25 protein-coding genes and 1 pseudogene are annotated in these 22241 nt (G+C 68.3%); 12 read left to right on the top strand and 14 right to left on the bottom strand.

Annotated elements, in window-relative coordinates:
* The first annotated feature begins 486 nt into the window (after positions 1-486).
* Both H4W81_RS15930 and H4W81_RS15925 read left to right on the top strand, forming a co-directional pair.
* Complete coding sequence (locus H4W81_RS15930; RefSeq protein WP_192775524.1) at positions 487-1521, top strand: hypothetical protein; 1035 nt, start codon at positions 487-489, stop codon at positions 1519-1521.
* 144 nt (positions 1522-1665) lie between these two features.
* Positions 1666-1961, top strand: a pseudogene (locus H4W81_RS15925) (helix-turn-helix domain-containing protein); the annotation flags it as partial.
* A gap of 257 nt (positions 1962-2218) precedes the next feature.
* Here H4W81_RS15925 and H4W81_RS15920 read toward each other — a convergent pair.
* Positions 2219-2635 (bottom strand): aminotransferase-like domain-containing protein, encoded by a 417-nt coding sequence (locus H4W81_RS15920; RefSeq protein WP_192775522.1) that lies wholly within the window; start codon positions 2633-2635, stop codon positions 2219-2221.
* Between the two features lie 178 nt (positions 2636-2813).
* Here H4W81_RS15920 and H4W81_RS15915 point away from each other — a divergent pair, with 178 nt between their 5' ends.
* On the top strand, positions 2814-4004 hold the full coding sequence (locus tag H4W81_RS15915; protein ID WP_192774199.1) for an ISAs1 family transposase: 1191 nt from the start codon (positions 2814-2816) through the stop codon (positions 4002-4004).
* Here the strand turns inward: H4W81_RS15915 and H4W81_RS15910 are convergent.
* Both H4W81_RS15910 and H4W81_RS15905 read right to left on the bottom strand, forming a co-directional pair.
* A complete protein-coding gene (locus H4W81_RS15910; protein WP_192775521.1) occupies positions 3980-4828 on the bottom strand; it encodes an aminotransferase-like domain-containing protein in 849 nt (282 codons plus the stop codon). The two genes, H4W81_RS15915 and H4W81_RS15910, sit on opposite strands and share 25 nt — an antisense overlap.
* Before the next feature lie 157 nt (positions 4829-4985).
* Positions 4986-5540 carry a YceI family protein gene (locus H4W81_RS15905; protein ID WP_192775520.1) on the bottom strand — a complete coding sequence of 185 codons (555 nt, stop codon included), beginning with the start codon at positions 5538-5540 and terminating at the stop codon, positions 4986-4988.
* 341 nt (positions 5541-5881) lie between these two features.
* Between H4W81_RS15905 and H4W81_RS15900 the strand changes: the two genes are divergently transcribed.
* Entirely contained in the window at positions 5882-6514 is a 633-nt protein-coding gene (locus tag H4W81_RS15900) for a hypothetical protein (protein ID WP_192775519.1), read from the top strand.
* Between the two features lie 83 nt (positions 6515-6597).
* Positions 6598-7827: a GNAT family N-acetyltransferase gene (locus H4W81_RS47250; protein ID WP_225958648.1), complete on the top strand. Its 1230-nt coding sequence runs from the start codon at positions 6598-6600 to the stop codon at positions 7825-7827.
* A 48-nt stretch (positions 7828-7875) separates the two neighbouring features.
* Here H4W81_RS47250 and H4W81_RS15885 read toward each other — a convergent pair whose 3' ends face one another.
* The 5 genes from H4W81_RS15885 to H4W81_RS15865 all read right to left on the bottom strand — a co-directional run bounded on the left by H4W81_RS15885 (position 7876) and on the right by H4W81_RS15865 (position 10427).
* Positions 7876-8280 carry an arsenate reductase ArsC gene (locus H4W81_RS15885; RefSeq protein ID WP_192775518.1) on the bottom strand — a complete coding sequence of 135 codons (405 nt, stop codon included), beginning with the start codon at positions 8278-8280 and terminating at the stop codon, positions 7876-7878.
* Positions 8280-9362 carry an ACR3 family arsenite efflux transporter gene (gene arsB / locus H4W81_RS15880; RefSeq protein WP_318781760.1) on the bottom strand — a complete coding sequence of 361 codons (1083 nt, stop codon included), beginning with the start codon at positions 9360-9362 and terminating at the stop codon, positions 8280-8282. Before arsB ends, H4W81_RS15885 begins: the two co-directional genes overlap by 1 nt.
* Before the next feature lie 31 nt (positions 9363-9393).
* The gene (locus H4W81_RS15875; RefSeq protein WP_225958647.1) at positions 9394-9687 is read right to left on the bottom strand and encodes an ArsR/SmtB family transcription factor; all 294 of its coding nucleotides are present in this window, start codon (positions 9685-9687) and stop codon (positions 9394-9396) included.
* A gap of 142 nt (positions 9688-9829) precedes the next feature.
* Positions 9830-10174 carry an ArsR/SmtB family transcription factor gene (locus tag H4W81_RS15870; protein WP_192775517.1) on the bottom strand — a complete coding sequence of 115 codons (345 nt, stop codon included), beginning with the start codon at positions 10172-10174 and terminating at the stop codon, positions 9830-9832.
* 67 nt (positions 10175-10241) lie between these two features.
* Positions 10242-10427 carry a hypothetical protein gene (locus H4W81_RS15865; RefSeq protein WP_192775516.1) on the bottom strand — a complete coding sequence of 62 codons (186 nt, stop codon included), beginning with the start codon at positions 10425-10427 and terminating at the stop codon, positions 10242-10244.
* Between the two features lie 13 nt (positions 10428-10440).
* Between H4W81_RS15865 and H4W81_RS15860 the strand changes: the two genes are divergently transcribed.
* Positions 10441-10599 (top strand): TetR/AcrR family transcriptional regulator, encoded by a 159-nt coding sequence (locus tag H4W81_RS15860; RefSeq protein ID WP_192775515.1) that lies wholly within the window; start codon positions 10441-10443, stop codon positions 10597-10599.
* On the opposite strand, the gene H4W81_RS15855 is transcribed toward H4W81_RS15860, so the two are convergent.
* Positions 10600-11979 (bottom strand): FAD-dependent monooxygenase, encoded by a 1380-nt coding sequence (locus tag H4W81_RS15855; RefSeq protein WP_192775514.1) that lies wholly within the window; start codon positions 11977-11979, stop codon positions 10600-10602.
* A gap of 26 nt (positions 11980-12005) precedes the next feature.
* Positions 12006-12572 (bottom strand): TetR/AcrR family transcriptional regulator, encoded by a 567-nt coding sequence (locus tag H4W81_RS15850; protein ID WP_192775513.1) that lies wholly within the window; start codon positions 12570-12572, stop codon positions 12006-12008.
* Positions 12573-12947: 375 nt separating this feature from the next.
* Here H4W81_RS15850 and H4W81_RS15845 point away from each other — a divergent pair, with 375 nt between their 5' ends.
* Positions 12948-13493: an EF-hand domain-containing protein gene (locus H4W81_RS15845; RefSeq protein ID WP_192775512.1), complete on the top strand. Its 546-nt coding sequence runs from the start codon at positions 12948-12950 to the stop codon at positions 13491-13493.
* A gap of 76 nt (positions 13494-13569) precedes the next feature.
* Entirely contained in the window at positions 13570-13794 is a 225-nt protein-coding gene (locus H4W81_RS15840; RefSeq protein WP_192775511.1) for an alpha/beta fold hydrolase, read from the top strand.
* A 359-nt stretch (positions 13795-14153) separates the two neighbouring features.
* On the opposite strand, the gene H4W81_RS15835 is transcribed toward H4W81_RS15840, so the two are convergent.
* Positions 14154-15233, bottom strand: coding sequence for a WD40/YVTN/BNR-like repeat-containing protein (locus H4W81_RS15835; RefSeq protein WP_192775510.1), 1080 nt, complete (start codon positions 15231-15233; stop codon positions 14154-14156).
* A 183-nt stretch (positions 15234-15416) separates the two neighbouring features.
* Between H4W81_RS15835 and H4W81_RS15830 the strand changes: the two genes are divergently transcribed.
* Complete coding sequence (locus tag H4W81_RS15830; protein WP_264083170.1) at positions 15417-16166, top strand: helix-turn-helix domain-containing protein; 750 nt, start codon at positions 15417-15419, stop codon at positions 16164-16166.
* A 45-nt stretch (positions 16167-16211) separates the two neighbouring features.
* On the opposite strand, the gene H4W81_RS15825 is transcribed toward H4W81_RS15830, so the two are convergent.
* The gene (locus H4W81_RS15825; RefSeq protein ID WP_192775508.1) at positions 16212-17330 is read right to left on the bottom strand and encodes a globin domain-containing protein; all 1119 of its coding nucleotides are present in this window, start codon (positions 17328-17330) and stop codon (positions 16212-16214) included.
* 609 nt (positions 17331-17939) lie between these two features.
* Between H4W81_RS15825 and H4W81_RS15820 the strand changes: the two genes are divergently transcribed.
* From H4W81_RS15820 to H4W81_RS15810, 3 genes are read left to right on the top strand one after another with little or no spacing between them, the layout of a single operon-like run.
* Positions 17940-18629, top strand: a complete 690-nt coding sequence (locus H4W81_RS15820) for a gamma-glutamyl-gamma-aminobutyrate hydrolase family protein (protein WP_192775507.1) — start codon at positions 17940-17942, stop codon at positions 18627-18629.
* A 35-nt stretch (positions 18630-18664) separates the two neighbouring features.
* A complete protein-coding gene (locus H4W81_RS15815) occupies positions 18665-19585 on the top strand; it encodes an alpha/beta hydrolase (protein ID WP_192775506.1) in 921 nt (306 codons plus the stop codon).
* The gene (locus H4W81_RS15810; RefSeq protein WP_192775505.1) at positions 19582-20358 is read left to right on the top strand and encodes an enoyl-CoA hydratase/isomerase family protein; all 777 of its coding nucleotides are present in this window, start codon (positions 19582-19584) and stop codon (positions 20356-20358) included. The genes H4W81_RS15815 and H4W81_RS15810 overlap by 4 nt, the downstream gene beginning before the upstream one ends.
* Here H4W81_RS15810 and H4W81_RS15805 read toward each other — a convergent pair.
* On the bottom strand, positions 20355-21545 hold the full coding sequence (locus H4W81_RS15805) for an acyl-CoA dehydrogenase family protein (protein WP_318781759.1): 1191 nt from the start codon (positions 21543-21545) through the stop codon (positions 20355-20357). The genes H4W81_RS15810 and H4W81_RS15805 overlap by 4 nt on opposite strands.
* A 75-nt stretch (positions 21546-21620) precedes the next feature.
* Positions 21621-22208 (bottom strand): class I SAM-dependent methyltransferase, encoded by a 588-nt coding sequence (locus tag H4W81_RS15800; RefSeq protein ID WP_192775504.1) that lies wholly within the window; start codon positions 22206-22208, stop codon positions 21621-21623.
* Between the last annotated feature and the right edge of the window lie 33 nt (positions 22209-22241).

Raw genomic sequence — 22241 nt, 5'->3', positions numbered from 1 at the left:
CTCATGGCGCAACACCAAGATTTCCAGGTCCTTGGACACTTCGCTCCGGGCCAGCAGCATCAGCCAGCCGATCAGACGAACAAAGATCAGATACAGCAGCCGGGAGAACACGAGCTTCGAGGGCAGATGACCAGGTCAACCCCCCTGCACGACTTCTGGCACCCCACAGGCCAAGGGCGCCCACCTCCCGCCACCGTGGGCAGGCGAGGCAGGCATAGTGCTGGAGAGCGTCTACTGGGACGCCGGGACCGCCTGGTTGCTACGTCACAGCTCGCCGCGCTCTCACGGTACATCGACCCGACCTGCTGGATTAGACGAAGTCATCTCAGGCGGAATCGCTAAACCCATGGGCGGGCGGCGGGTGAAGAGGTCTAGCCAACTTCGACCGAGTTCCGTTTTGCGAGCTTTATGTCTTGAATCCCATTAGACTCGAGCTCCGCATACGTGTATTCTGGTGAGCTTTCTAAAACTTCTAGTGGAGACATCGTGCTCGAAGTAATCATATTAGGGGACCAGGAAGACTCGTTTAGATACATCACCCACTCGCTATTAGCGCACGCCCCGAAGGTGGCAGATCGGCGTCTATCGGCAGAGCAATTCAGCGAATTTGCACGCGATTCCTTCGGTGATACCGAACGTCAACTGATCGATTCGTTCGGACACTCAAAGCGAGCACTCCATGCTATCGTAGACGACCTGCTTCACGCTTACGGCCTCTTGAGCCGGAACAGGAACCTTAATTTCCCAAAGAAGCTACAGCTACTCAACGAAGCAGGGATTCTTGCATTAAGCATCCTGAAGAATCTCAACGTAGAACGCAACGTCATGGAGCATGAGTACCAGACGCCAAGCCGCCAACGCACACAAGAGGCAATCGATGTGCTCGACCTACTATTGCCAGCGTCTATAGACCGCCGGAAGAACATTCCCTATGAGTGCATTGTTGGGCGCAGAGATATAACCTCACATGCCCTGCTCCGGCTAGATCCACTCGACGGCACGGTCGCACTTCACCCCGTAACAGTGGAGCCAGAATATCTAAGAACCATCGAGACGACCGAGGTGCTTTCTTTCCCCGTCAGAAGCAGAAAAGGAAAGCTACTCCCCCATATAGCCGTCGACGTCGAGCCAGCATGGAAAATATCACTTAAATATGAGAACAGGTCGCAATGGACCCGATGGCTATCAGCCATTTCATCACTGCAACGCTCCCTGTTCACCGGGAGGCAGGTGGGTATTCGCAACCAAGAAAACTCGATGATCCTATACATGCCCTTCCGGCTCGATTTTGACGACAAAGAGCCGCCCAGAAAGCTCTTCGATTTCATCGAAATGGCACAATACGGCCAATACTCCGAACTGGACAAACTGCCTCAGCTAGGCGGGCAAGAAAACAATACAACTTCGTGTCGAATTTGTTCCGTCCTAGATAAAAGCAGATGCAGTGCTCGCCATTCACGATGCATAGAGAGGCGCTATGGCAATATGGCAAACTTTAGCTGGAACACCGGTCGCGCCTGAAGATCACTCTTCACTCAATACGGACGTCGAATCCCAAACGACAACGTGTCCTGTCTCGCTTGATGCTTGACACCCTGATCGTTTCCTGTGCCTGCTCGTGGCGTTATCGACGCTTCGGGGGAGGCCGGGATGGCATTGGTGGAGTTGAGCGTCGTGGAGCAGCGCTATCACGTGGTGATCGAGGTTTGTCGGGGGCGAAGGTCACTGACGTGGCGGGTCGGTATGGGGTGTCGCGTCAGTCGGTGCATACCTGGGTGCGCCGCTATGCGGAGGGCGGCCTGGCGGGGCTGGCGGATCGTTCGCATCGGCCCAAGGCGCATCCAATGCAGACGCCGACGGCAGTGGAGGCGCTGATCTGTGAGCTGCGGCGTACTCATCCGCAGTGGGGGCCGGGCACCCTGTTGTGGGAGCTGGAGCGGCGTGGGGTGGATTCATTGCCGCCACCACGACCCTACCGACCGCCCCCAGGGGCCTGCTGATCGGCTTCGCCGCCTCGTCAGAACACGCCTACCCGGCCGCCCTCGACACCTTGTTCACAACCTTGACCTCCGACAGAGTCGGTGCACCTGCCAGTGAAGGGGCCTACGTCAGCACGACTTGCTCCCTAACCGCATTAGGACTTACTCGGATTAGCCGCAGCGCGGGCACGTCAGCGACTGCTGGGAGGACACGATGTCCACCCGCCGTTGGCCGGTGCTCACAGCGCGATCGCTTCCGGGCCGAGCAGCGCCTTGACGTCGGCTGCCAACGACGGCTCAGAGGTGACCGAGAACCGGAACCGCCAGCACCTTGATCTTGCCGTTCGGCTGGCGCAGATTAGTTCGGTGAGGCCGCGTAGGGCGAGGCCGTGGTGAGCGCAGCTGGTCAGGAGTTGCTGTTCGGTGGGGCCGTCGGAAGGGAGGGTGATGAGGGTGTGCAGGCCGGCGGGGACCCCGTGGGGGGTAAGGCTGGGGATGGCGGCTATGCGGTCAAGGAGAAGTTCGCGACGGCGACGGTAGCGCAGGCGGGCGGCACGGGTGTGGCGGTCGTATGCGTGGGTGGTGATCAGGTCGGCGAGGATGAGTTGGCCGAGGGTCTCGGTGTACAGGTCTGCTTTCTGTTTGGCCTGCACCACCGGTGGCACCAAGTGGTGCGGTAGGACCATCAGGGCTGAAGCGTTCTCGGCTGGTGAGACGGTCGTAGCCCTGTAGACGGGCAGGTGGTTGAGGGCGCCCCGGTGCGGAGATGACAAACGCGACCCCTGATGATCGTCGGTGTCTAGCCAGTCGATCAAGAACAGGGGCCGCGTTCGCGTGCCATCTTCCCCGATCGACGTGCTCTCCCGCCACCTGGAGCACGTCACCACCACCGACCCGATGACGGACCTGACCGACCTGCCCGCGTTGGCCGATGTCCTGGATGCCGTACCCGACCCACGTAACCGTCGCGGGCGCCGCTACCAACTCGGACCGCTGCTGGCCTTAGCCTTGCTCGCCGTACTCGGCGGCGCCACCTCCCTGGCGAAGATCACCAGATTCATCACCGGATGCGACCCTGAACTACGCGTCCAGCTCGGCCTGCCCGCCGCGACGCGGCTGGCCGCCAGCACCCTGGGACGGCTGCTGGCCCGCCTGGACGGCGACGCCTTCGACACCGCGACCTGCGCCTATCTGACCAAGCTGGCCGCCTGCGCCGCACCGCCCACCCCCAGCACCCGACAACCGCTACTCGGCCTGGCCGTGGACGGCAAGACGCTGCGCGGCAGCCGCACCGGTGACGGCGTAACCCACCTGCTGGCCGCCGTCCGCCACGACACCCAGACCGTCGTGGCCCAAGCCCAGATCCAGGCCAAGAGCAACGAGATCCCCGCGTTCACGCCGCTGCTGGCCGACCTGAATCTGTCCGGCGTGGTGATCACCGCCGACGCCCTGCACACCCAGCACGAACATGCCCGCCAGATCGTCGCCGCCGGCGGCCACTACCTGCTCGTCGTCAAGGGCAACCAGCCCACCCTGCACCGCCGACTCAAGGCCCTGCCCTGGCGCGAGGCCATCCTCAATGACCGCACCGACGAGACCGGGCATGGCCGCCGCGAGATCCGCCGCATGAAGATCTGCACCGCCCGCCCGGGCCTGCCCTTCCCGCACGCCCTGCAGGCCATCCAGGTCAAGCGCCGCCGCACCGACCACAAGAGCGGCAAGACCACCATCGTCACGATCTACGCCGTCACCAGTCTCCCGCCGGGCCGGGTCATCCACGCCCACCTCGCCACCCTCATCCGCGGCCACTGGAGCATCGAGGCCCTGCACCACATCCGCGACGTCACCTACCACGAAGACGCCTGCAGAGTGCGGAAAGGCGCCGCTCCACGCATCCTGGCGAGCCTGCGCAACCTGGCCATCGGCCTGGCCCGCCTGATCGGCTGGACCAACATCAGCGCCGCCACTGACCACTACCGCAGCCACCCAGGCGACGGGCTTCAGCTACTCGGTCTCGCCACATGAGAACGCTTCAGCCCTGGTAGGACCATCCAGGCCAGGCGGAGGGCGGGGCCGAGGGTCTTGGACGCGGTGCCACAGTAGACGACCTGGTCGGGAGCGATGCCCTGGAGGGCACCGACGGGTTGGCGGTCGTAGCGGTACTCGCCGTCGTGGTCGTCTTCGACGATCAGGCCGCCCGTGGAGCGCGCCCATGCGCACAGGGTCTGACGGCGGCTTGGATACAGCGGAACGCCGGTCGGGTACTGGTACGAGGGGGTGAGGAACACGGCTCCCGCCTCCTGTGTCAGGGCCTCCACGCGGGCGCCGTGGGAATCAACGGGCAGGGCGAGGGTGGTGAACCCGGCGCGTTGAACGACGTCGCGAAAGACATGGTGGCCCGGGTCCTCAACGGCTGCGGTGCTGGTGCCGCCCGTGGCCAATACGCCGCAGAGCAGGCCCAGACCCTGGTAGTAGCCGGAGGTGATCACGATTCGGTCCGGGGTCGTAATCACGCCGCGGGTGCGGCCCAGGTAGTCGGCGAGCGCGTTGCGCAGCTCGATCCGGCCCTGCGGGTCTCCGGCGCCGAAGACCTCGGGGCGGGCGTGGGTGAGGACCCGGCGTGTGGAGGCGAGCCAGGCTCGGGTGGGGAAGGCACTGACGTCGGGGAGCCCGGGGCGAAGGTCGTGGCGGGGAATCGTCAGCGCCGGTGCGGGGCGTGCGGGGACGGGGTCGCATGGCGGTACCTCGTCAGCGACACCCACCTCGACGGCGGCCGGCGCAGTGCGCAGCGCACCCGGACCGTCATGCACTACCTCGAAGACCACCCGTACGACCTGGACGCGATCCAAGAAGACCGCAGCCCCTGTCACCCGATCACTGATCGCCTATGACCACTGATCACATTGGACTTAATGCCATAGAGACGCTGGGAGATGAGAGACGGCCGCTCTCCACTGCAGCCGTTCGCCCTTTCCGGGAGCGCATGAGGATCGTGCCTGGTTGTTGTCATTGCTTCGATTCGAGGCCGATGTCGAACTGCACCTCCACTTCGTCGCTCACTTTGAGTGCGCCGAACAACGCCGAGTAGGGCCGAATCCCCCATCGGGACTGCACGATGGCCGCCGAGCCGTGTACACGGCCCTCGGCCAGCGAGCCCTGTATCGCGACCGGCTGTGTGACACCGACCATGGTGAGGTCGCCCTCGACGCGGAACGACTCCGCAGTTCCCTCAATCCGTGACGACCGGAACGAAATCGTAGGGTAGCGCTCGGTGTGAAGGATCTTCTCTCGAACGATCTTCTCGATCTCCTCGCGGTCGGAGCTCGTCAGCGGCTTCACCCCGCCGGTCGCCTTCTGGACTTCGAGCGACTCGGCGTCGACCTCGACGGTCACTGAGCAGTCGGCCAGGTCGGCGGGATCGATCGTGGCCTCGCCACGCCAGCGGGTGACCCCGATGGTGAGATCATGGCCGGCCTTCGCGCCAAGCCCGGTGCGCGTCGTATTGACCAGGAGCCGACCGGAGTCGGGTCCCACCGTGTAGCTACCAGCGGCAATGCTCACCTTGTCAGGCTAGCTCCCGCCTGAAGACGCGCAGTCGCCCGCACCGTTGTTCGGAGCCCGCACGCGGCCGTCTCGGTGGGTGTGGGACCTGGCGAGATGATCACTTGGCTGCGCACAGCGAGAGTTGGGGAGGGGCTGCCTCAACCACGTCCGACCCGGGGCTGCCCCCGCTCACACCGCCCTGCACTGTGTTCAAAGCTTCTGACCGAACCATGACGCCGGAGGGCGTCTCGGCGCGGCGGGTGTCGGCATCCCTCGCCCGGGGGCGGCGGGGTGGTGTGGAGCCGCCTGCGGGGGAGGGGCACACTGGGAGTGAGGATCTCGTTGCGGAAGGTTCGCTTATGGACGGCCATGCTAGCGGGAAGCCGGCCGGCGTCCTGGACAATCCCGTCGTCGGAATGGCCCCGTGGATCATCTTCTCCGTGCTCGTCGGCCCCGGCCGGTTCGAGCTCTCCGTGGTGCTCGCGCTGGCCGTGTCCGTCCTTCTCGTCGTGGCGGGCCGGATCGTCCGGCCGGGTGGTTCCCTGAAGCTGCTCGAGGTCGCGGAAGTGGTCTTCTTCGCCGCCTTGGCGGTTGTGGGCCTGGTCGCGAGCGCGGGCACGCGCCGCTGGCTCGAGACGTACGCGGGCGAGGTGTCGAACATCGCGCTGGTCCTTATCGCCTTCGGTTCCATGGCGGTGCGGATGCCGTTCACCCTCCAGTACGCCCGCGAGCAGGTCGACCGCGCGTACTGGCACTCGCCGGACTTCCTCCGTACCAACTATGTGATCACCGGTGTCTGGGGGCTGGCGTTCCTGGTCGCGGCGGTCGCGGGCGGCTACGGGGATCTCGTCCTGCGCGATCCGGACAACCTCTGGACCGGCTGGATCATCCAGATCGTCGCGATCATCGCCGCCGTGCGTTTCACGGCATGGTATCCCGGCGTCGTGCGGGCACGTGTCCGGCGGGAGCGTGGTACGGGCCACGGCGCCTGAGGGTTCCCTTCCTCACTCTCTATCGTTTATCGTCGATTGTCGATGTATAGTTGAGCCCGCTTGCGACCGAACAGGAGATCGCGATGGCACATGACGAGGTCGTGAAGCGCTACTCGGGCCTGGCGCGGGCCGCCCTCACCGGCAAGGTGATCGTGGACTGCGAAGCGGATGACTTCGACCAGGGTTGCTTCGGGACGGCCGGATACGGCGACACCTCCGGCGTGCCCGAAGGGGCGTTGCGGGCCAGTCTGGGGTGTGGGGACCCGGTGGCCGTCGCCGAGTTGCGCTCCGGGGAGACCGTGCTCGACCTCGGCTCGGGCGGGGGTATCGACGTGCTGCTGTCCGCGCGCAGGGTCGGCCCGTGCGGCAAGGTCTACGGCTTGGACGCCAGCCCCGACATGCTGGAGCTCGCCCGCGCCAACGCCGCCCAGGCGGGCGCGACAAACGTGGAGTTCCTGCACGGCACGATCGAGGCCGTCCCACTGCCAGGCCACTCCGTGGACGCCGTCATCTCCAACTGCGTGATCAACCTGTCCGACGACAAGCCCGCCGTCCTGGCCGAGGCCTTCAGGGTCCTGCGGCCCGGCGGGAGGTTCGGGGTGAGCGACGTGGTCACCGACGGGCCGGTCGATCCGGTACGGCGGGCCGCCGCCGAACAGCGGGTCGGCTGCGTGGCCGGGTCGCTGACGATCGACGAGTACCGCGACCTCCTTCGCGCGGCCGGCTTCGTCGGCATCTCGATCCGCCGCACCGCCGACCACGGAGACGGCGTGCACTCGGCGATCGTTCAGGCACGCAAGCCGTCCATCGGGCCCGGATTGGAGATCAGGCCGATGCGCGAGGTCGATGCCGCTCAGGTGCTGGCCATCTACCAGGCCGGTCTCGATACCGGTCAGGCCAGTTTCGAGACCGTCGCGCCGAGCTGGGAGGGCTTCACCGCCGGCAGGCTTCCGCATCTGCGTTACGTCGCCGTCGACACCGAGACGAACGAGGTGGTCGGTTGGGCGGCCGCTTCCCTGGTGTCTACGCGTCCGGCCTACGCGGGCGTGATCGAGCACAGCGTCTACGTCCATCCCGGCTGCCAGGCCCACGGCATCGGCCGCGCCCTGCTCACCGCGTTCATCGCCGCCGGCGAGGACGCCGGGATCTGGACCATTCAGACCGGCATCTTTCCTGAGAACACCGCCAGCCTGACCCTGCACCAGGCGTTGGGCTTCCGCGTCCTGGGCACGCGCGAGCGGGTCGGATGCCATCACGGCGTCTGGCGTGACGTCCTGCTCATGGAGCGGCGCAGCACGGTAGTTGGCACCTGACGCCTCGGAGGTCGCACCAGAGGCGGCGCCCCAGGGCGCCGCACGAGCTCACGCGGGCAGTAGCTCGCCGACGAGCTTCTCGATCCTGGTACGGATCTCGTCGCGGATCGGCCGGACCGCCTCGATGCCCTGGCCCGCGGGGTCGTCGAGCTTCCAGTCCTCGTAGCGCTTGCCGGGGAAGATCGGGCACACGTCGCCGCAGCCCATGGTGATCACCACGTCGGAGGCCTGGACGGACTCAGGCGTGAGGATCTTGGGCTTCTGGCCGGCGATGTCGATGCCGACCTCGCGCATCGCCTCGACGGCGACGGGGTTGACGCCTTCTGCCGGCGCCGAGCCCGCCGAGCGGACCTCGATCCGGTCGCCGGCCAGGTGGCTGAGCCATCCTGCGGCCATCTGGGAGCGTCCGGCGTTGTGCACGCAGACGAACAGCACGCTGGGCTTGTCGGTCATCAGACGGTTTCCTTTGCGGGGTAGAAGCGGCGGCGCGCCCACAGCGAGACGTAGACGAGCGCGACCAGCACGGGGACCTCGATGAGGGGGCCGACCACCCCGGCCAGCGCCTGGCCGGAGGTGACGCCGAAGACGCCGATCGCCACGGCGATGGCGAGTTCGAAGTTGTTGCCGGCCGCGGTGAAGGCCAGTGTGGTGGTCCTGTCGTAGGGCAGGCCGATGCCCTTGCCGAGGGCGAAGGAGCCGGCCCACATGAGGGCGAAGTAGACCAGTAGCGGCAGCGCGATCCTGGCCACGTCGCCGGGCTGGGAGGTGATGGTGTCGCCCTGCAGGGCGAACAGGATGACGATGGTGAACAGCAGGCCGTACAGCGCGATCGGGCCGACGCGCGGCAGGAAGCGGGTCTCGTACCAGTCGCGGCCCTTGCCGCGCTCGCCGAGTTTCCGTGACAGGTAGCCGAGCAGCAAGGGGATGCCGAGGAAGACCAGCACACTTTCGGCGATGTCCCACATGGAGATGTCGAGACTGGTCTCGGGAAGGCCGAGCCAGCCGGGCAGGATCTCCAGGTAGAACCAGCCGAGCGCGGCGAAGGCGATGACCTGGAAGACCGAGTTGATGGCCACCAGGACGGCCGCGGCCTCGCGGTCGCCGCAGGCCAGGTCGTTCCAGATGAGGACCATGGCGATGCAGCGGGCCAGGCCGACGATGATCAGGCCGGTGCGGTACTCCGGCAGGTCGGGCAGGAAGGTCCAGGCGAGGGCGAACATCACGGCCGGGCCGACGATCCAGTTGATCACCAGCGACGAGATCAGCAGCCGCCGGTCGCCGGTGACGGTGTCGAGCCGGTCGTAGCGGACCTTGGCCAGCACCGGGTACATCATCAGCAGCAGCCCGAGCGCGATCGGCAGCGACACCTGGCCGATCTTGACGGTGTCCAGGGCGGCGTCGAGGCCGGGGACCGTCCGGCCGAGCAGCAGGCCGAGGGTCATGGCCAGGCCGATCCATACGGGCAGGAAGCGGTCGAGCCGCGACAGCCCGCGCATCACCTCGGTGTTCTCGGCCAGGGCAGTGGGTGACGCCATGAACTTCCTTCGTTCGATGTGGTCGACCAGGTCAGGGCCTGGCAGCGGGAACGCGGGTCAGCTGGGCGAACAGCTCGGTGCCCTCTTGGGTGACGCGGTAGAAGACCCACGTGCCGCGTTTTTCTGATGTCACCAGGCCCGCCTGGCGAAGGACCTTCAGGTGATGGCTCACCGTGGGTCCGGCCAGGTCGAAGGCGTCGGTGATGTCGCAGACGCACGCCTCGCCTCCGGCGTGGGCCAGGACGATGCTGAGGATGCGCAGCCGTACCGGGTCGGCCATGGCCTTGAGTTTCCGCGCAAGGTCTGCGGCGGTCTGGCTGGACATGGGCGGTCCCGGCGCCGATCCGGCGCACCCGTCGTCTGAGGGGAGGAGGGGTAGCTCGTTCCCGCGCATAGACACACATCTATTTTTATGGATGTCTATGTGTTTGTCCAGTCCGCGCCCATGGCGCTGACCTGGAAGAAAGTTACGGCAGCAGGCCGCGCAGCGCGTCGAGACGCTCGGGAACGATGGCGTACCAGGCCCACTTGCCGCGCCGCTCCCGGCTGAGGAGACCGGCCTCGACCAGGATCTTCAGGTGGTGGCTCACCGTGGGCTGGGTGAGCCCCAGTGGAGCGGTGAGGTCGCAGACGCACGCCTCACCCGCGGCGCTGCCGCTGATCATGCTGAGCAGCTGCAGCCGAGTCGGGTCGGCCACCGCCTTCAGCGCCCCCGCCAGACTCTCGGCCTCCGAACGGGACAGTGGCTCGGAGATCGCGATGGTGTGACAGTCCTCATCCAGACGAAGGGCGCTTTGGTCGATCAGTGGCACTTCCCTATTTTCCACTCCATCAGTGTATTGAGGGTGGCCCGTGAGTGATCTGAAGATGAACGGCACCTCAGTCGGCGTCGCAGGCGCGAAGGGCGTTCTCGCCGCGCTGGTCGATGTGCACGCAGTGCCCCTGAGCCCGGCTGTACGGCCCGGCGTCGCGTTCGAGGACGACCACGTCGACGCCGGCCAGATGCAGCCGTTGTGCCAGAGCCCGCCCAGGCCGGCGCCCGCGATGAGCACGCGTAACTCTCATCACCGCTCAGCTCATGGGGCTGGCGGTCGCTAGGTACGGCGTGCGCGTCGAGCCCGTCGCCTCGGCCGGTTACGACGACATCGTCGCGTGGGCCGGGCCGATCGTGCAGAGCCTGCTCGACGGCGACCCCTCGGCAGGGCCAGGCTCCGGGATGAGGCCTTCGGCTGAATGATCAGCCGACCCGGTCCGGGTCCGTGGGCACCGATGCGGGAGGGCCGATGTAGGCGAGATGGCCGTCCGGGCGGACAAGATAGGCCAGGCGGCCCGCCGCAGGATGCTCGTGGATCTCGAAGGGCGCGTCGACGTGGGCACCGGGGGAGACCACCAGGTGATGGCGCAGGTCGGCCGGGGCCATGCCGAGAGGCGCCCGATCTCCTGGCCGGAGCGCGCCGTGGCGGGAGCCGCCGACGACGGGGCTGTCCCGGTAGCTGATCCAGGTCTGCGAGAACATCCGGGCGATCGCCTCGCGTACCGGAGGCAGGTGGCTGAGCGGCCCCAGCAGCCGGCCGGCCACGTGCGCCCTGAGCCAGGCGGCGACCGGCTGTCCGGTGGCCTCCAGCGCGAATCCGCGGTCGGCGCCGTTGAGCACCTTTCTGGCGACCGGCATGCGTTCGGCCTCGTAGGAGTCGAGGAGCTGTTCGCCGGCCTCGCCCCTGGCGACCATCGCCAGCTTCCAGCCGAGGTTGACCGCATCGCCGATGCCGAGATTCATTCCCTGGCCGCCGGCCGGGCTGTGGATGTGCGCGGCGTCGCCGACGAGGAAGGTGTCGCCGGCCCTGAACCTTTCGGCCATCCGGCTGTGCACCCGGAACAAGGCCGTCCAGTCGGCGCCGACCAGTCTCGCGCGGACCGCGAAGAACGTGTCGAACCAGCGTTGCAGCTGCTCCAGGCTCACCTCCGCGTACGGGTCGTGTGACACCCGGCCGTCCGGACCCGGGGCGGCCAGGTCCCGCGGGACCGCGCCGAACAGCCGGTAGCGGCTCTCGCCCAGCGGGAGCATGCCGACGAAGCCGCCTCGGGTCAGGTTGAGCCTGAGCCTGCCGGGCTTGAGCCGGGTGTCCAGCCGCACGTCGGCCAGCAGGCCGGTCTGCTCGTAGGTCCGCCCGGCGAAGCCGACTCCCATCGCGCGCCGCACCTGGCTGCTCGCCCCGTCGGCGCCGACGACCCAGCGAGAACCGCCGAACGTCGTCAGCGTGGTGTTCCACTCCACGGCGTGGCCGCGTTCTGCCAGGCGCTCGACGAGCAGCCGCTCCGTTTCGTCCTGGCCCAGGGCGATCGGCCCTCCGTCCCTGCCCGCCAGCGGCACCTCGGCGCCCCGGCGGCCGTTCTCGTACAGCTCGGCGTGCGTGATCGGCAGGCCTCTCCGGCGCGCCTCGCCGGCCAGACCCAGCCGGTCGAACAGCTCCAAGGTCCTGACATGCACGATGGCCGCGCGCGACTGGCTGACCGGTCCTGGCTTGGCGTCCACGATCCTGAACGGCACGCCGTAGGCGGCGAGCACGTTCGCGACGGTGAGGCCGCTCGGGCCCGCCCCAACGATGAGGATGTCCATAGCAGTACGGTACTGGACCGTACTATTCAGAGCAACGGCAGCACCACGCGATCGACGATCCTGCGGGCCAGCGCCCTGTCCACGGGCTCCCCGCTGACCAGCGCCCTGAAGAACACGATCGCCGGCCCCGCCTGCCACAACAGCTCGACGTCCGCCTCCGGCGACACCTCGCCTCGCGCCCTGGCCCGCTCGAACACCGCCAGCAACGACCGGCGCCGGGCGCCGATGTAGTGCTGCTCCATGGCGGCCGCCAGCTCGGCGTTGCGCCGCAGCTCGCCCAGGAGCCCCGCGATCACGTCGCCGAGCTCGTCCAACTCGTCCAGCAACACGTCCATGAGCGCCAGCAGGTCGCCGCGCAGGCTGCCGGTGTCGGGTACGGCGGGCCCGCCGGAAACGGCATTCACGAACGCGGCCACCACCAGCTCGGCCTTCGACGGCCAGCGCCGATAGACGGTCTGCTTGCTCGCCCGCGCTCGCGCCACCACCGCGTCTACCGTCAGCCGGTCGTATCCCGTCTCTCGCAAGACCTCCAGAACCGCCCCCAACAACTCCGCCTCACGCGCGGCTCCACCCCTGAACGGCATCACAGACATGGGCTCACAGTACGAGGAGACGGCGACGCATGGTTCGCCCTGGCTCGCTGACTGTGCGGGGATCCCTCGGAATGTAGCCGTCCTCAGCACCCCAGGAGCTCGTCGCAGTGCAGCACAAACCAGCGCGAGCTCCAAGGGACGGGTAACAAAGAGCCTTGGCTCGGCACCCGAAGGAAGGCGGGAGAAGATCCGCCGCGTGATCAGGCTCGCGGCGTTGCGGGCTCGTCTGCGCCCGGCCTGGTCGGGCCGTGGCGGGTCCTCCAGCAGTGTCGGGAATGCGCTTGCCCTGCCGCCCGGCTTCCCTTTACCGGGCTGGGGGAACCTCCGGAGGGCGGGATGTGCCCGCATACCCACCGTCAAGGAGGCGTGCCCAGCATGCTTACAGAGTTCTACCAGCGCAAGATGAGCGGACGTTTCGAGAGTTTCGACCACGACGGGGACGGCGTGGTCACACAGGCCGACTTCGAGCTCATGGCCAATCGCGCGGTGAGCGCGCTGGGCCTGTCCAAGCAGGCGGCCCAAGGCAAGGCGCTCCTGGAAGGCGCTCGTCAATACTGGAGGAACCTGGCGGAAGCCGCCGATTCGGACGGCGACGGCCGGATCACCTCGGAGGAATTCGCTGGCAGCATCACCAACTCGAAGGTCGGTACGCCTCAGGGACAGGCGCAGGCGGCTCAGCCCTGGGTGGACGCCCTCGTCCAGGCCGCCGATTCCGACGGCGACGGCCGGCTCGACAGCCAGGAGTGCAAGCGCATGCTGGAGGTGCTCGGCGTAGAGCCGGCAGCGGTCGAGGGGAGCGCCCCGTACCTGGCCGAGGCGGACGGCTCCATCAAGATCGACACGGTGCGGGAAGCGGCGTTGAAGCTCTACACCGCCGACACGCCCTACAACCCGGCGAACGCGTCATTCGGCAAGTTCTGATCGACGCGTCATCCTCTGGTGCCGCCCGTGCGGCCCCAGGGGATGACCCTGGGGTCTTTACGACGTGCCAGCCTGATTGGTCAGGCTGAACGCGCCCACGCTGGTGATCTTCGGGGCCGATGACCAGCGGTGGCGACCGTCATCATCCGCCGACTACCGCGTCGTCCCCGACGTCAGAGCCGAGCTGCTTTCCGATGTCGGTCACACACCTGTGCTGGAAGATCCGCAGCAGACCGCCCGACTGCTGCTGTCGTTCGCCTCGCCGGGTCATCCACGCGGCAGCCGTACGACACCGAAGTGATCTGGGAGCTGGGCTCCTCCCGAGATTCCAGCCCCGAAGGCCGTGCGCCCCTCAGAGGGCGGGCAGGACGTAGATCTCCGCTCCTGGGGGGATGGCGCAGTCGAGACCGCCCAGCCCCTGGGCGTTCTCGCCGCACACGAACATGTTGATGTGGCTCTTGATCTGCCCGTAGTCGTCCCGTAACCGTCCCTCGAGCGACGGGTGGGTGCGCCGCAGCGTGTCGAGGGCGGCGCCCAGGGTGGGCGGCGTGTCGTGGTCGGCTCCACCGCGAAGACCTTGACCTCGCTCTCGCCGCTCACCCAGTGGCGCAGCGTGCTGGGCAGCACGAAGACGACCATCATGGCGGGCTTGGCCATGGATCAGAGCACCGCCGCCCTGACGGTCAGCACGTCGGGCAGGTGGGCGGCCACCTCGCTCCAGGTGTCGCCGTCGTCGCGCGAGCCGTAGACCGAGCCGTCGCGGGTGCCGAAGAAGATGCCCGCGGGCGAGGCGGTCATCGCGTCGCGCAGCACCGAGGCGTAGACGGGGCTCTGTGGCAGGCCCTCGCCGTGCGCCTGCCAGGTCTCGCCCGCGTCGTCGCTGCGGAAGACCTGGTAGCGGTGGCCGACGGGGGTGCGGTCCATGTCCGCGTGCAGCGGCAGGACGTAGAGCGTGTCGGGCCGGTCGGGGTGGACGACGACGGGGAAGCCGAAGTCGGACGGCAGCGAGGAGCCGATGTCGGTCCACGACCCGCCGAAGTCGTCGCTGCGGTAGACGCCGAAGTGGTGCTGCAGGAACAGCCGCTCGGGCCTTGCGGGGTGCATTCCGACCTTGTGCACGCACTGCCCGAACTCGGGGTACTGCTGCCCCTCGGGCAGGAACGGGGCGCGGATGCCCTGGTTGGCCGCCTCCCACGACAGGCCGCCGTCGGTGGTGCGGTAGAAGCCGCCGGTCGAGATCGCCACCCCCATGATCTTGGGGTCGGTCGGGTGGCTGAGGATGGTGTGCAGGCACAGGCCGCCGCCGCCGGGCTCCCACTGCGGCCGGTGCGGGTGCTCCCACAGCCCCTCGACCAGGGTGTAGGTGATGCCGCCGTCCTCGGAGCGGAACAGCGCGCCCGGCTCGGTGCCGGCCCAGACGACGCCGGGCTCGGACGGCGAGGGCAGCAGCTGCCAGACCTTCTCGAGAGTGGCTCCGGTCTTCTCGGGAAAGGCGATGGGTGCCTTCTCCGCCTCCTGCCAGCTCCTGCCGAGGTCGTCGGAGTACATCACCGAGGGGCCGAAGTGGCCGTATTCGATGCCCGCGAGCAGCCTGGGCGTGTCGCCCCTGGTGTCGATCGCGACGGAGTGCACCCCGACGGTGGAGAACTGGATCGGCTCGACTTCGAACGGGCCGCCGCCGGCGGATCGGGCGAGGAAGAGCCCCTTGCGGGTGCCGACGGCGAGTAGGGCGTCGCTCATGTTGGTCTCCCTGTCTTGGCTTGTGGCCATCGTGTCACGCGGTACCGACAAGTTCTGGGCAGTGCCGGATTTGCGGTGTGCGTCGTCTGATTACGTCCGAGGTAATCGTGAAGATTCCCTTTTCCCGCTAGCGTTCGGGCCATGGGAGCGCTTGCCGTACAAAATGAGTCTTTTGGGGATCTGTTGCGTTCGTGGCGCCAGCGGCGCCGCGTCAGCCAGCTGGATCTGGGGATCGAGGCCGAGGTGTCGGCCCGCCACATCAGCTTCCTCGAGACGGGCCGGGCCAGGCCGAGCAGGGACATGGTGATGAGGTTGGCCGAGGAGCTGGAGATCCCGTTGCGGCACCGCAACCGCCTGCTGGTGGCCGCGGGCTACGCGCCGGTCTTTCCCGAGCGTGAGGTGCGCGCGCCGGAGATGGAGGTGGTACGGCAGGCGCTGGACAAGATCCTCGCCGGGCACGAGCCGTACCCCGCGCTGGTGGTGGACGCCGCGTGGGATCTGGTGGCCGCCAACTCCGCAGCCGCGATGTTCATGGAGGGCGCGCCCGCGGAGCTGCTGAAGGAGCCGATCAACGTGATGCGGCTGTCTCTGCACCCCGAGGCGATGGGCGGGCGGCTGGTCAACCTGGCGGAGGTGCGGGCGCACCTGCTGCACCGGCTGCGCAGGCAGGCGGAGGCCTCGGGCAACGGACGCCTGGCCGAGCTGCACGACGAGCTGGCCGGCTACACCTACGAGGGGGTGGACCTGAACGTGGCGCACGTCCCGGGGCCGGCCGACATCCTGCTGCCGCTGCGGATCAGGCACGGGGACAGGGTGCTGTCGATGTTCACCACGATCGCGACGTTCGGCACGCCGGTGGACGTGACGGTGTCGGAGCTGGCGATCGAGACGTTCTGGCCGAACGACGAGGAGACGGCCGCGGCCTTCCGCTGACCCCTGCCCCGGCCCCCGTGGCAGCGGGGGCCGGGAGCCGTTCGGTCAGCGCTCGCCCTGGACGACGTCGCGGTGGATGCGGGCGAGCGGCACCCCGCTCGCCTGGAGACGGCGGACAGTCTCGTGCACCATCGCGGGCGGCCCGCACACGTACACCTCGTGCTCGGCCCACGAGTGGAAGCGCTCCATCACGTCGGGCAGATGGCCGCGCATGCCGTCGTAGGAGGGCTGGTGGGAGACCACGGGCAGGACCCGCAGCCAGGGGAAGCGCGACTCCATGCGGATGAGGTCGGGCAGGTCGTAGAGCTCCCATGCGGTGCGCGCGCCGTACAGAAGGTGGATGTTGGGCCGCCGGCCCGAGGTGATGATGTGGTCGACGATCGCCTTGATCGGCGCGAGGCCCGTGCCGCCCGCCACGCACAGGATGTCCCTGCCGCCCGCCTCGTGCGGGATCATCGTGCCGATCGGCGGGCCGAGCATGAGCGTGTCGCCGATGCGCGTGTGCTGGACCAGGGCGGTCGAGACCCACCCGCCCGGCACCCCGCGCACGTGCAGCCTGATCGTGTTGTCCTCGCGCGGGGCGTTGGCGATGGAGAAGGTCCGCCACACCCGCGGCCAGCGCGCGGTCTGCACGTTGACGTACTGCCCCGCGGTGTACGGCAGGCGCTGCGTGGGCCTGAGCGTGACGACCGCGATGTCCTCGGTGCGCCGCTCGTGGTCGACCACCTCGGCCAGCCACCACGCGGGAGAGACGCCCGCGTCGGCCTCGGCCGAGTCGATCATGAGGGTGGCGGCGGCGGTGTAGGCCGCCACCCACGCCGCCTCGATCTCGGCGTTCCAGACGTCGGCGGCGAAGCGCCTGATGGTGGCCAGGAGGGCGTTGCCGACCGCTGTGTAGTGCTCGGCGATCACGCCGTACTTGCGGTGGTCGCGGCCGAGCTGGCCGAGATAGGAGGCGAGGCTGTCGGGACTGTCCAGACTCCACACCACCCGGGTCAGCGCGCTGAACAGCCGGTCGCGCTGGACGTCCATGGCAGGGGGGAACATCCCCCGCAGGTGCGGGCTCTCGGCGAACAGCCGGCCGTAGAAATAGGCCGCCGCCTTGTCGGCGACGGGTTCGATGACGGAGAAACTCTCCTTGACGAGGCGCGGATTCAACGACATGCCTTTTGACCCCACCCTATGACCGGAATGTGATTCCGGTCGTGTCGTCCACCTCCCTGACGGCTCCGGGTTGTGAGCGTACGGCGAGCCCCGGCGCGTCCGCGCGCTCATTTGGAGTGTTACACCCGCTCCCTGGAGTCACAACCGTTTCACCCCAATACGGTGCGAACCAGAACTATCCGTAATGGTAACGTTATTTTCCGCAACCACTATCCACTCATTTCCGCTGACGAAAGTGAATGTTTATCGCATTCATGATTCCTGCATGTGGAATTTCGCGATTTCAGGCGCTGTGGTGCCAGGGTTCGGGTGTGCGCAGGTGAAACTCTCCGCCGCGGCTTATCATGTCTTCGGTTGGGCCGGTCAGACGTCGGTGAGCGTGCCGACGGCCGGGCAGGCGACCTGGCCGGAGGGTTCTCGGTCGAAGCGGTCAGAAGGGCGACGGGCGGGCGGCGATCCCTGACTCGTGATCCTGTGGGCCGGAAGTGACAGCACTGATACCCGGGATAGGTGCCATAACCGAAATCAGGTGCGCCATGATGGAGCAGGAACCTGGTCACCATCTCTGACCCTGGTTGCCCGTCCTCCTGCATGCCTCCTGGAGCGCGCATGTCTCGACCGTTGATCGGTATCACCGCCTACTTCGAGGCCGCCCGATGGGGTGACTGGGTCAGGGAGGCGGTCATCGCGCCCCCTTCCTATGCCAAGGCGGTCGACCGGGCGGGCGGCGCGCCCGTGGTGCTCCCTCCGCTCAACCTGCACGCCATCGACGACTACGTCCGCGGGCTCAAGGGCATCGTCCTGGCGGGCGGCGTGGAGGTCGGCGCCGCCGTCTACGGCGCCGAGCAGGACGACAGGGTCGCCGAGCCCCAGCCGCACCGCGACAGGTTCGAGCTCGCCCTGGCCCGCGCCGCCGTCCAGGCCGATGTGCCGATCCTCGCGGTGGCCCGCGGCATGCACGTCCTGAACGTCGCCCAGGGCGGCACCCTGATCCCGTGGCTACCGGACGTGCTCGACCACGAACGGCACGGTGCGCAGGGGCAGCCGCACGTCATCCAGGTGAGCGTCTCCAGCAAGCTCGGCAAGGCCATCGGCGACACCATCGAGGTGACCGCGCCGCACCACCAGTCGGTCAAGCGCCTCGGCAACGGGCTGCTGGCCGTGGCGTGGGCCGACGACCAGATCGTGGAGGGCGTCGAGCTGCAGGGACACCGGTTCGGCGTGGGCGTTCAGTGGCACCCCGAGCGCGGCGATGATATGCGGCTGTTCGAGGCACTCGTGGAGGCCGCCCGATACTGATGAGAAATGGGGTGGCTCATGAGTAAGCTCGGATCATGAGCTTGCACCCCCAGGCCAGGGCCTATCTGGAGCTCTACCCCTCCGACCTCGGCGCAGACCTGGCGAGCCTCGGGCCTGCGGAGATAGAGCAGATGCGGGCCACCGACGGCCTGGCGGAGCGGCGCGGGCCGCTGACGCGGCTGCCGTTCGTCCGCGACGCGCTGGCCGAGGAGGTGCCGATCAGGGTCTACCGGGCCGACCCCGGCGACCACACGCTGCCGGTGATCGTCTACTTCCACGGCGGCGGCTGGGTCTTCGGCAGCGTCAGGCGCAACGACGCCGTCGGCAGGGACCTCGCGGTCAGGACGGGGGCGGTGGTGGTCTCCGTCGACTACCGCCTGGCTCCCGAGCACCCCTTCCCCGCGGCCGCCGACGACGCGTGGACCGTGGTGCGCGACGTCTTCGCCCGGCCCGCCTTCTACCAGAGCAACGGCCGCGTGGCGGTGATCGGCGACAGCGCGGGCGGCAACCTCGCGGCGGTGGCGGCCTGGCAGGCCCGCGACGCCGGGCTCACCCTCGCCCACCAGGCGCTCCTCTACCCGATCACCGACGTGGCGATGGACACGCCCAGCTACCGCGACCACGCCAAGGGGTTCGGCCTGGACGCGGAGGAGATGGCCTGGTTCGTCCAGCAGTACGCGCCGGGCGCCGACCCGCTCGATCCGCGCCTGGCGCCGCTGCGCCTCGACTCCTGCGCGGGTCTCGCGCCCGCGACCGTGGTGAGCGCCGAGTACGACGTGCTGCGCGACGAGGCCGAGGCGTACGGCGCGCGCCTGGCGAGGGAGGGCGTCCCCGTCGAGGTGCGCCGCTATCCGGGCATGGTCCACGGCTTCTACGGCCTGCCGGGCTTCTTCGACCAGGCCGACGAGGCCCGCGCCTACGTGGCGGCCAGGCTCAGGGCGGCGCTGGAGTCATGACCTACGACAAGCTCAGGCTCGACTGGGCGGCGGACGGCGTGCGGCGGGTGACGATCAGCGAGCCGCGCCGGCTCAACGCCGTCGACATGGTGGGCCACCGCGAGCTGGCCGAGATCTGGCGCGACCTCGACCGCGACGACGACGTGCGGGCCGTGCTGGTCAGGGGCGAGGGCGAGGCCTTCTCCGCGGGCGGCGACCTGTCCATGATCGAGGAGATGACCCGCGACCACGCCACCAGGCTGCGGGTGTTCACCGAGGCCCGCGACATCGTCTACAACGTGCTCAACTGCTCGAAGCCGGTGGTGAGCGCCATCCAGGGCCCGGCCGTCGGCGCGGGGCTGGCGGTGGCGCTGCTCGCCGACATCTCCGTGGCGGCGCGTACCGCCCGCATCATCGACGGCCACACCCGCCTCGGCGTGGCCGCGGGCGACCACGCGGCGATCATCTGGCCGCTGCTGTGCGGCATGGCCAAGGCCAAGTACCACCTGCTGCTGTGCGAGCCCGTCACCGGCGAGCAGGCCGAGCGGATGGGCCTGGTCAGCCTCTGCGTCGACGATGCCGAGGTGCACGAGAGGGCGCTCGAGATCGCGGTACGGCTGGCGGCCGGCTCGCAGGAGGCCATCCGCCTGACCAAGTACTCGCTCAACAACTGGCTCAGGATGGCGGGGCCGACCTTCGACGCCTCCCTGGCCATGGAGTTCCTCGGCTTCTCGGGTCCCGACGTCCAGGAAGGGGTGCGGGCGCTGCGCGAGAAGCGCCCGCCGTCCTTCTAGAAGCTGCGCGGCAGGCCGAGCACCTGGGTGGCCAGGTAGTTCAGCAGCAGTTCCTCGGTCACCGGCGCGACCTTGCCGATCCGGGCGTCGGTGAGCAGCCGCGCCACCGGGTACTCCAGGGAGTAGGCCATCCCGCCGTGCGTCTGGAACGCCGCGTCGGCCGCCTCCCAGGCCGCCTGAGAGGCGGTCAGCTTGGCGATGTTGGCCTCGGTGCCGCACGGCAGCTGCCGGTCGAAGGACCACGCGGCCTTGTACAGCATGAGCCTGGCCAGCTCGATCTTCGCCTTCACCTGGGCGAGAGGGAAGGCGATCGCCTGGTTGGCGCCGATGGCCCGCCCGAACACCTCGCGCTCCTTGGCGTAGCTCACCGCCACCCGCAGCGCCACCTCGGCCCCGCCCAGCGCCGAGGCGGCCAGCAGGATCCGCTCGGGGTTGAGGATGTCCCACAGCACGAGGGCGCCCTGGTCGACCTGGCCGACCACGCTGGAGGCCGGCACGCGCAGGTCGTCGAGGAAGACCATGTTCGACGGCGTGGTGTTGGCGCCCATCTTGGGGATCGGCCGGTAGGACAGCTGACCGGCCGCCACCGCCTCGGGCACGTTGACCAGGAAGACGGTCATCCCGTTGGTGCGCGGTCTGGCCTCGGCGGCCGGGATCGTCCTGGTGACCAGCAGCATCCAGGTGGCCCGCTGCACGCCGGTGATCCAGATCTTCTGCCCGTTGACCACGTAGTCGTCACCGTCACGGCGCGCCGACGTGGTGATCGCCAGCGAGTTGGAGCCCGCGTCGGGCTCGGTCAGCGCGAAGCATGTCTCGATCTCGCCCGAGGCCAGCTTGGGCAGCAGCGCAGCGCGCTGCTCATCGCTGCCGTGCCGGGCCAGGGTCAGGGCGCCGAAACCGGGGGTGAGCACGTAGGTGAAGGCGGAACCGCCCGCCGCGCCGGAGGCGGCCAGCGTCTCGGTCGCCACCGCCAACTCCAGCAGCCCCTGCCCGCCGCCGCCGAACTCCTCGGGTACGGCGAGGCCGAGCCATCCGCCCTTGGCCAGCTCCGCCCACACCTCGTCGGGCCATCGCTTCTCGGCCTCGCAGCGCTGCCAGTAGTCCATGTCGTAGCGCGCGCAGATGTCACCGACACCCTGCTGGACGGTCAGCGCGCTCTCGGGAAGCGTGAAGTCCACCTCGATCACCCCATTCTCGTTGCGTGCGCAATCGTAGAACGAAGTTCTGTCCGGCGGACAGGGCTCCGCCGTACCGGATGATCGTCAGCGGGGACGGCGGGCGTGCAGGACGTAGGCCGGCGGGGTGTTGCGCCAGACGGTACGGCCGAGCACGACCTCCTCGAAGCGGTCGCTCAGCAGCGCGCGGAAGCGGCGCGCCGAGCTCAGCGGCATCGCGTGGATGTAGGAGAACGTCGTGAAGGCCCCCGACGGGCACAGCGTGGAGATGACCGCGCCCAGCAGCCGGTCCTGCAAGTCTTCGGGGAAGGCCGCCCACGGCAGGCCGCTGACCACCACGTCCGCCCTGGCCAGGCCGCGCTCGCGGAGCAAATCGGGAAGGCGGGCCGCGTCGTCCTGCGCCACGTCCACCCGGGGGAAACGCTCGGACAACAGGGAGGCCAGCTTCGGGTTCAACTCGATCGCCAGGTGATGCCCACGCCCGTCCAGCCTGCGCTGGATCTCGGCGGTGAACGGCCCCGTGCCGGGACCCAACTCGACCACGGTCGGCTCGCCGCGCTCGGGCACGGGGGTGCACACCGTCTCCGCCAGCCGCCGCGAGCTGGGCGCGAGGGCCCCGATCGTCGCGGGGGAGCGCATGAACTGGCCGAGGAACAACGTGGTGTCGTTGGGCATAGAACCAACGTTACGGCCCCCGCGCAAGCCCAT

The sequence above is a fragment of the Nonomuraea africana genome (genome assembly GCF_014873535.1).
Lineage (GTDB): Bacteria > Actinomycetota > Actinomycetes > Streptosporangiales > Streptosporangiaceae > Nonomuraea > Nonomuraea africana.
The sequence above is the reverse complement of the archived record's forward strand: the minus strand, read 5'-3'. Positions and strand labels throughout refer to the sequence as shown.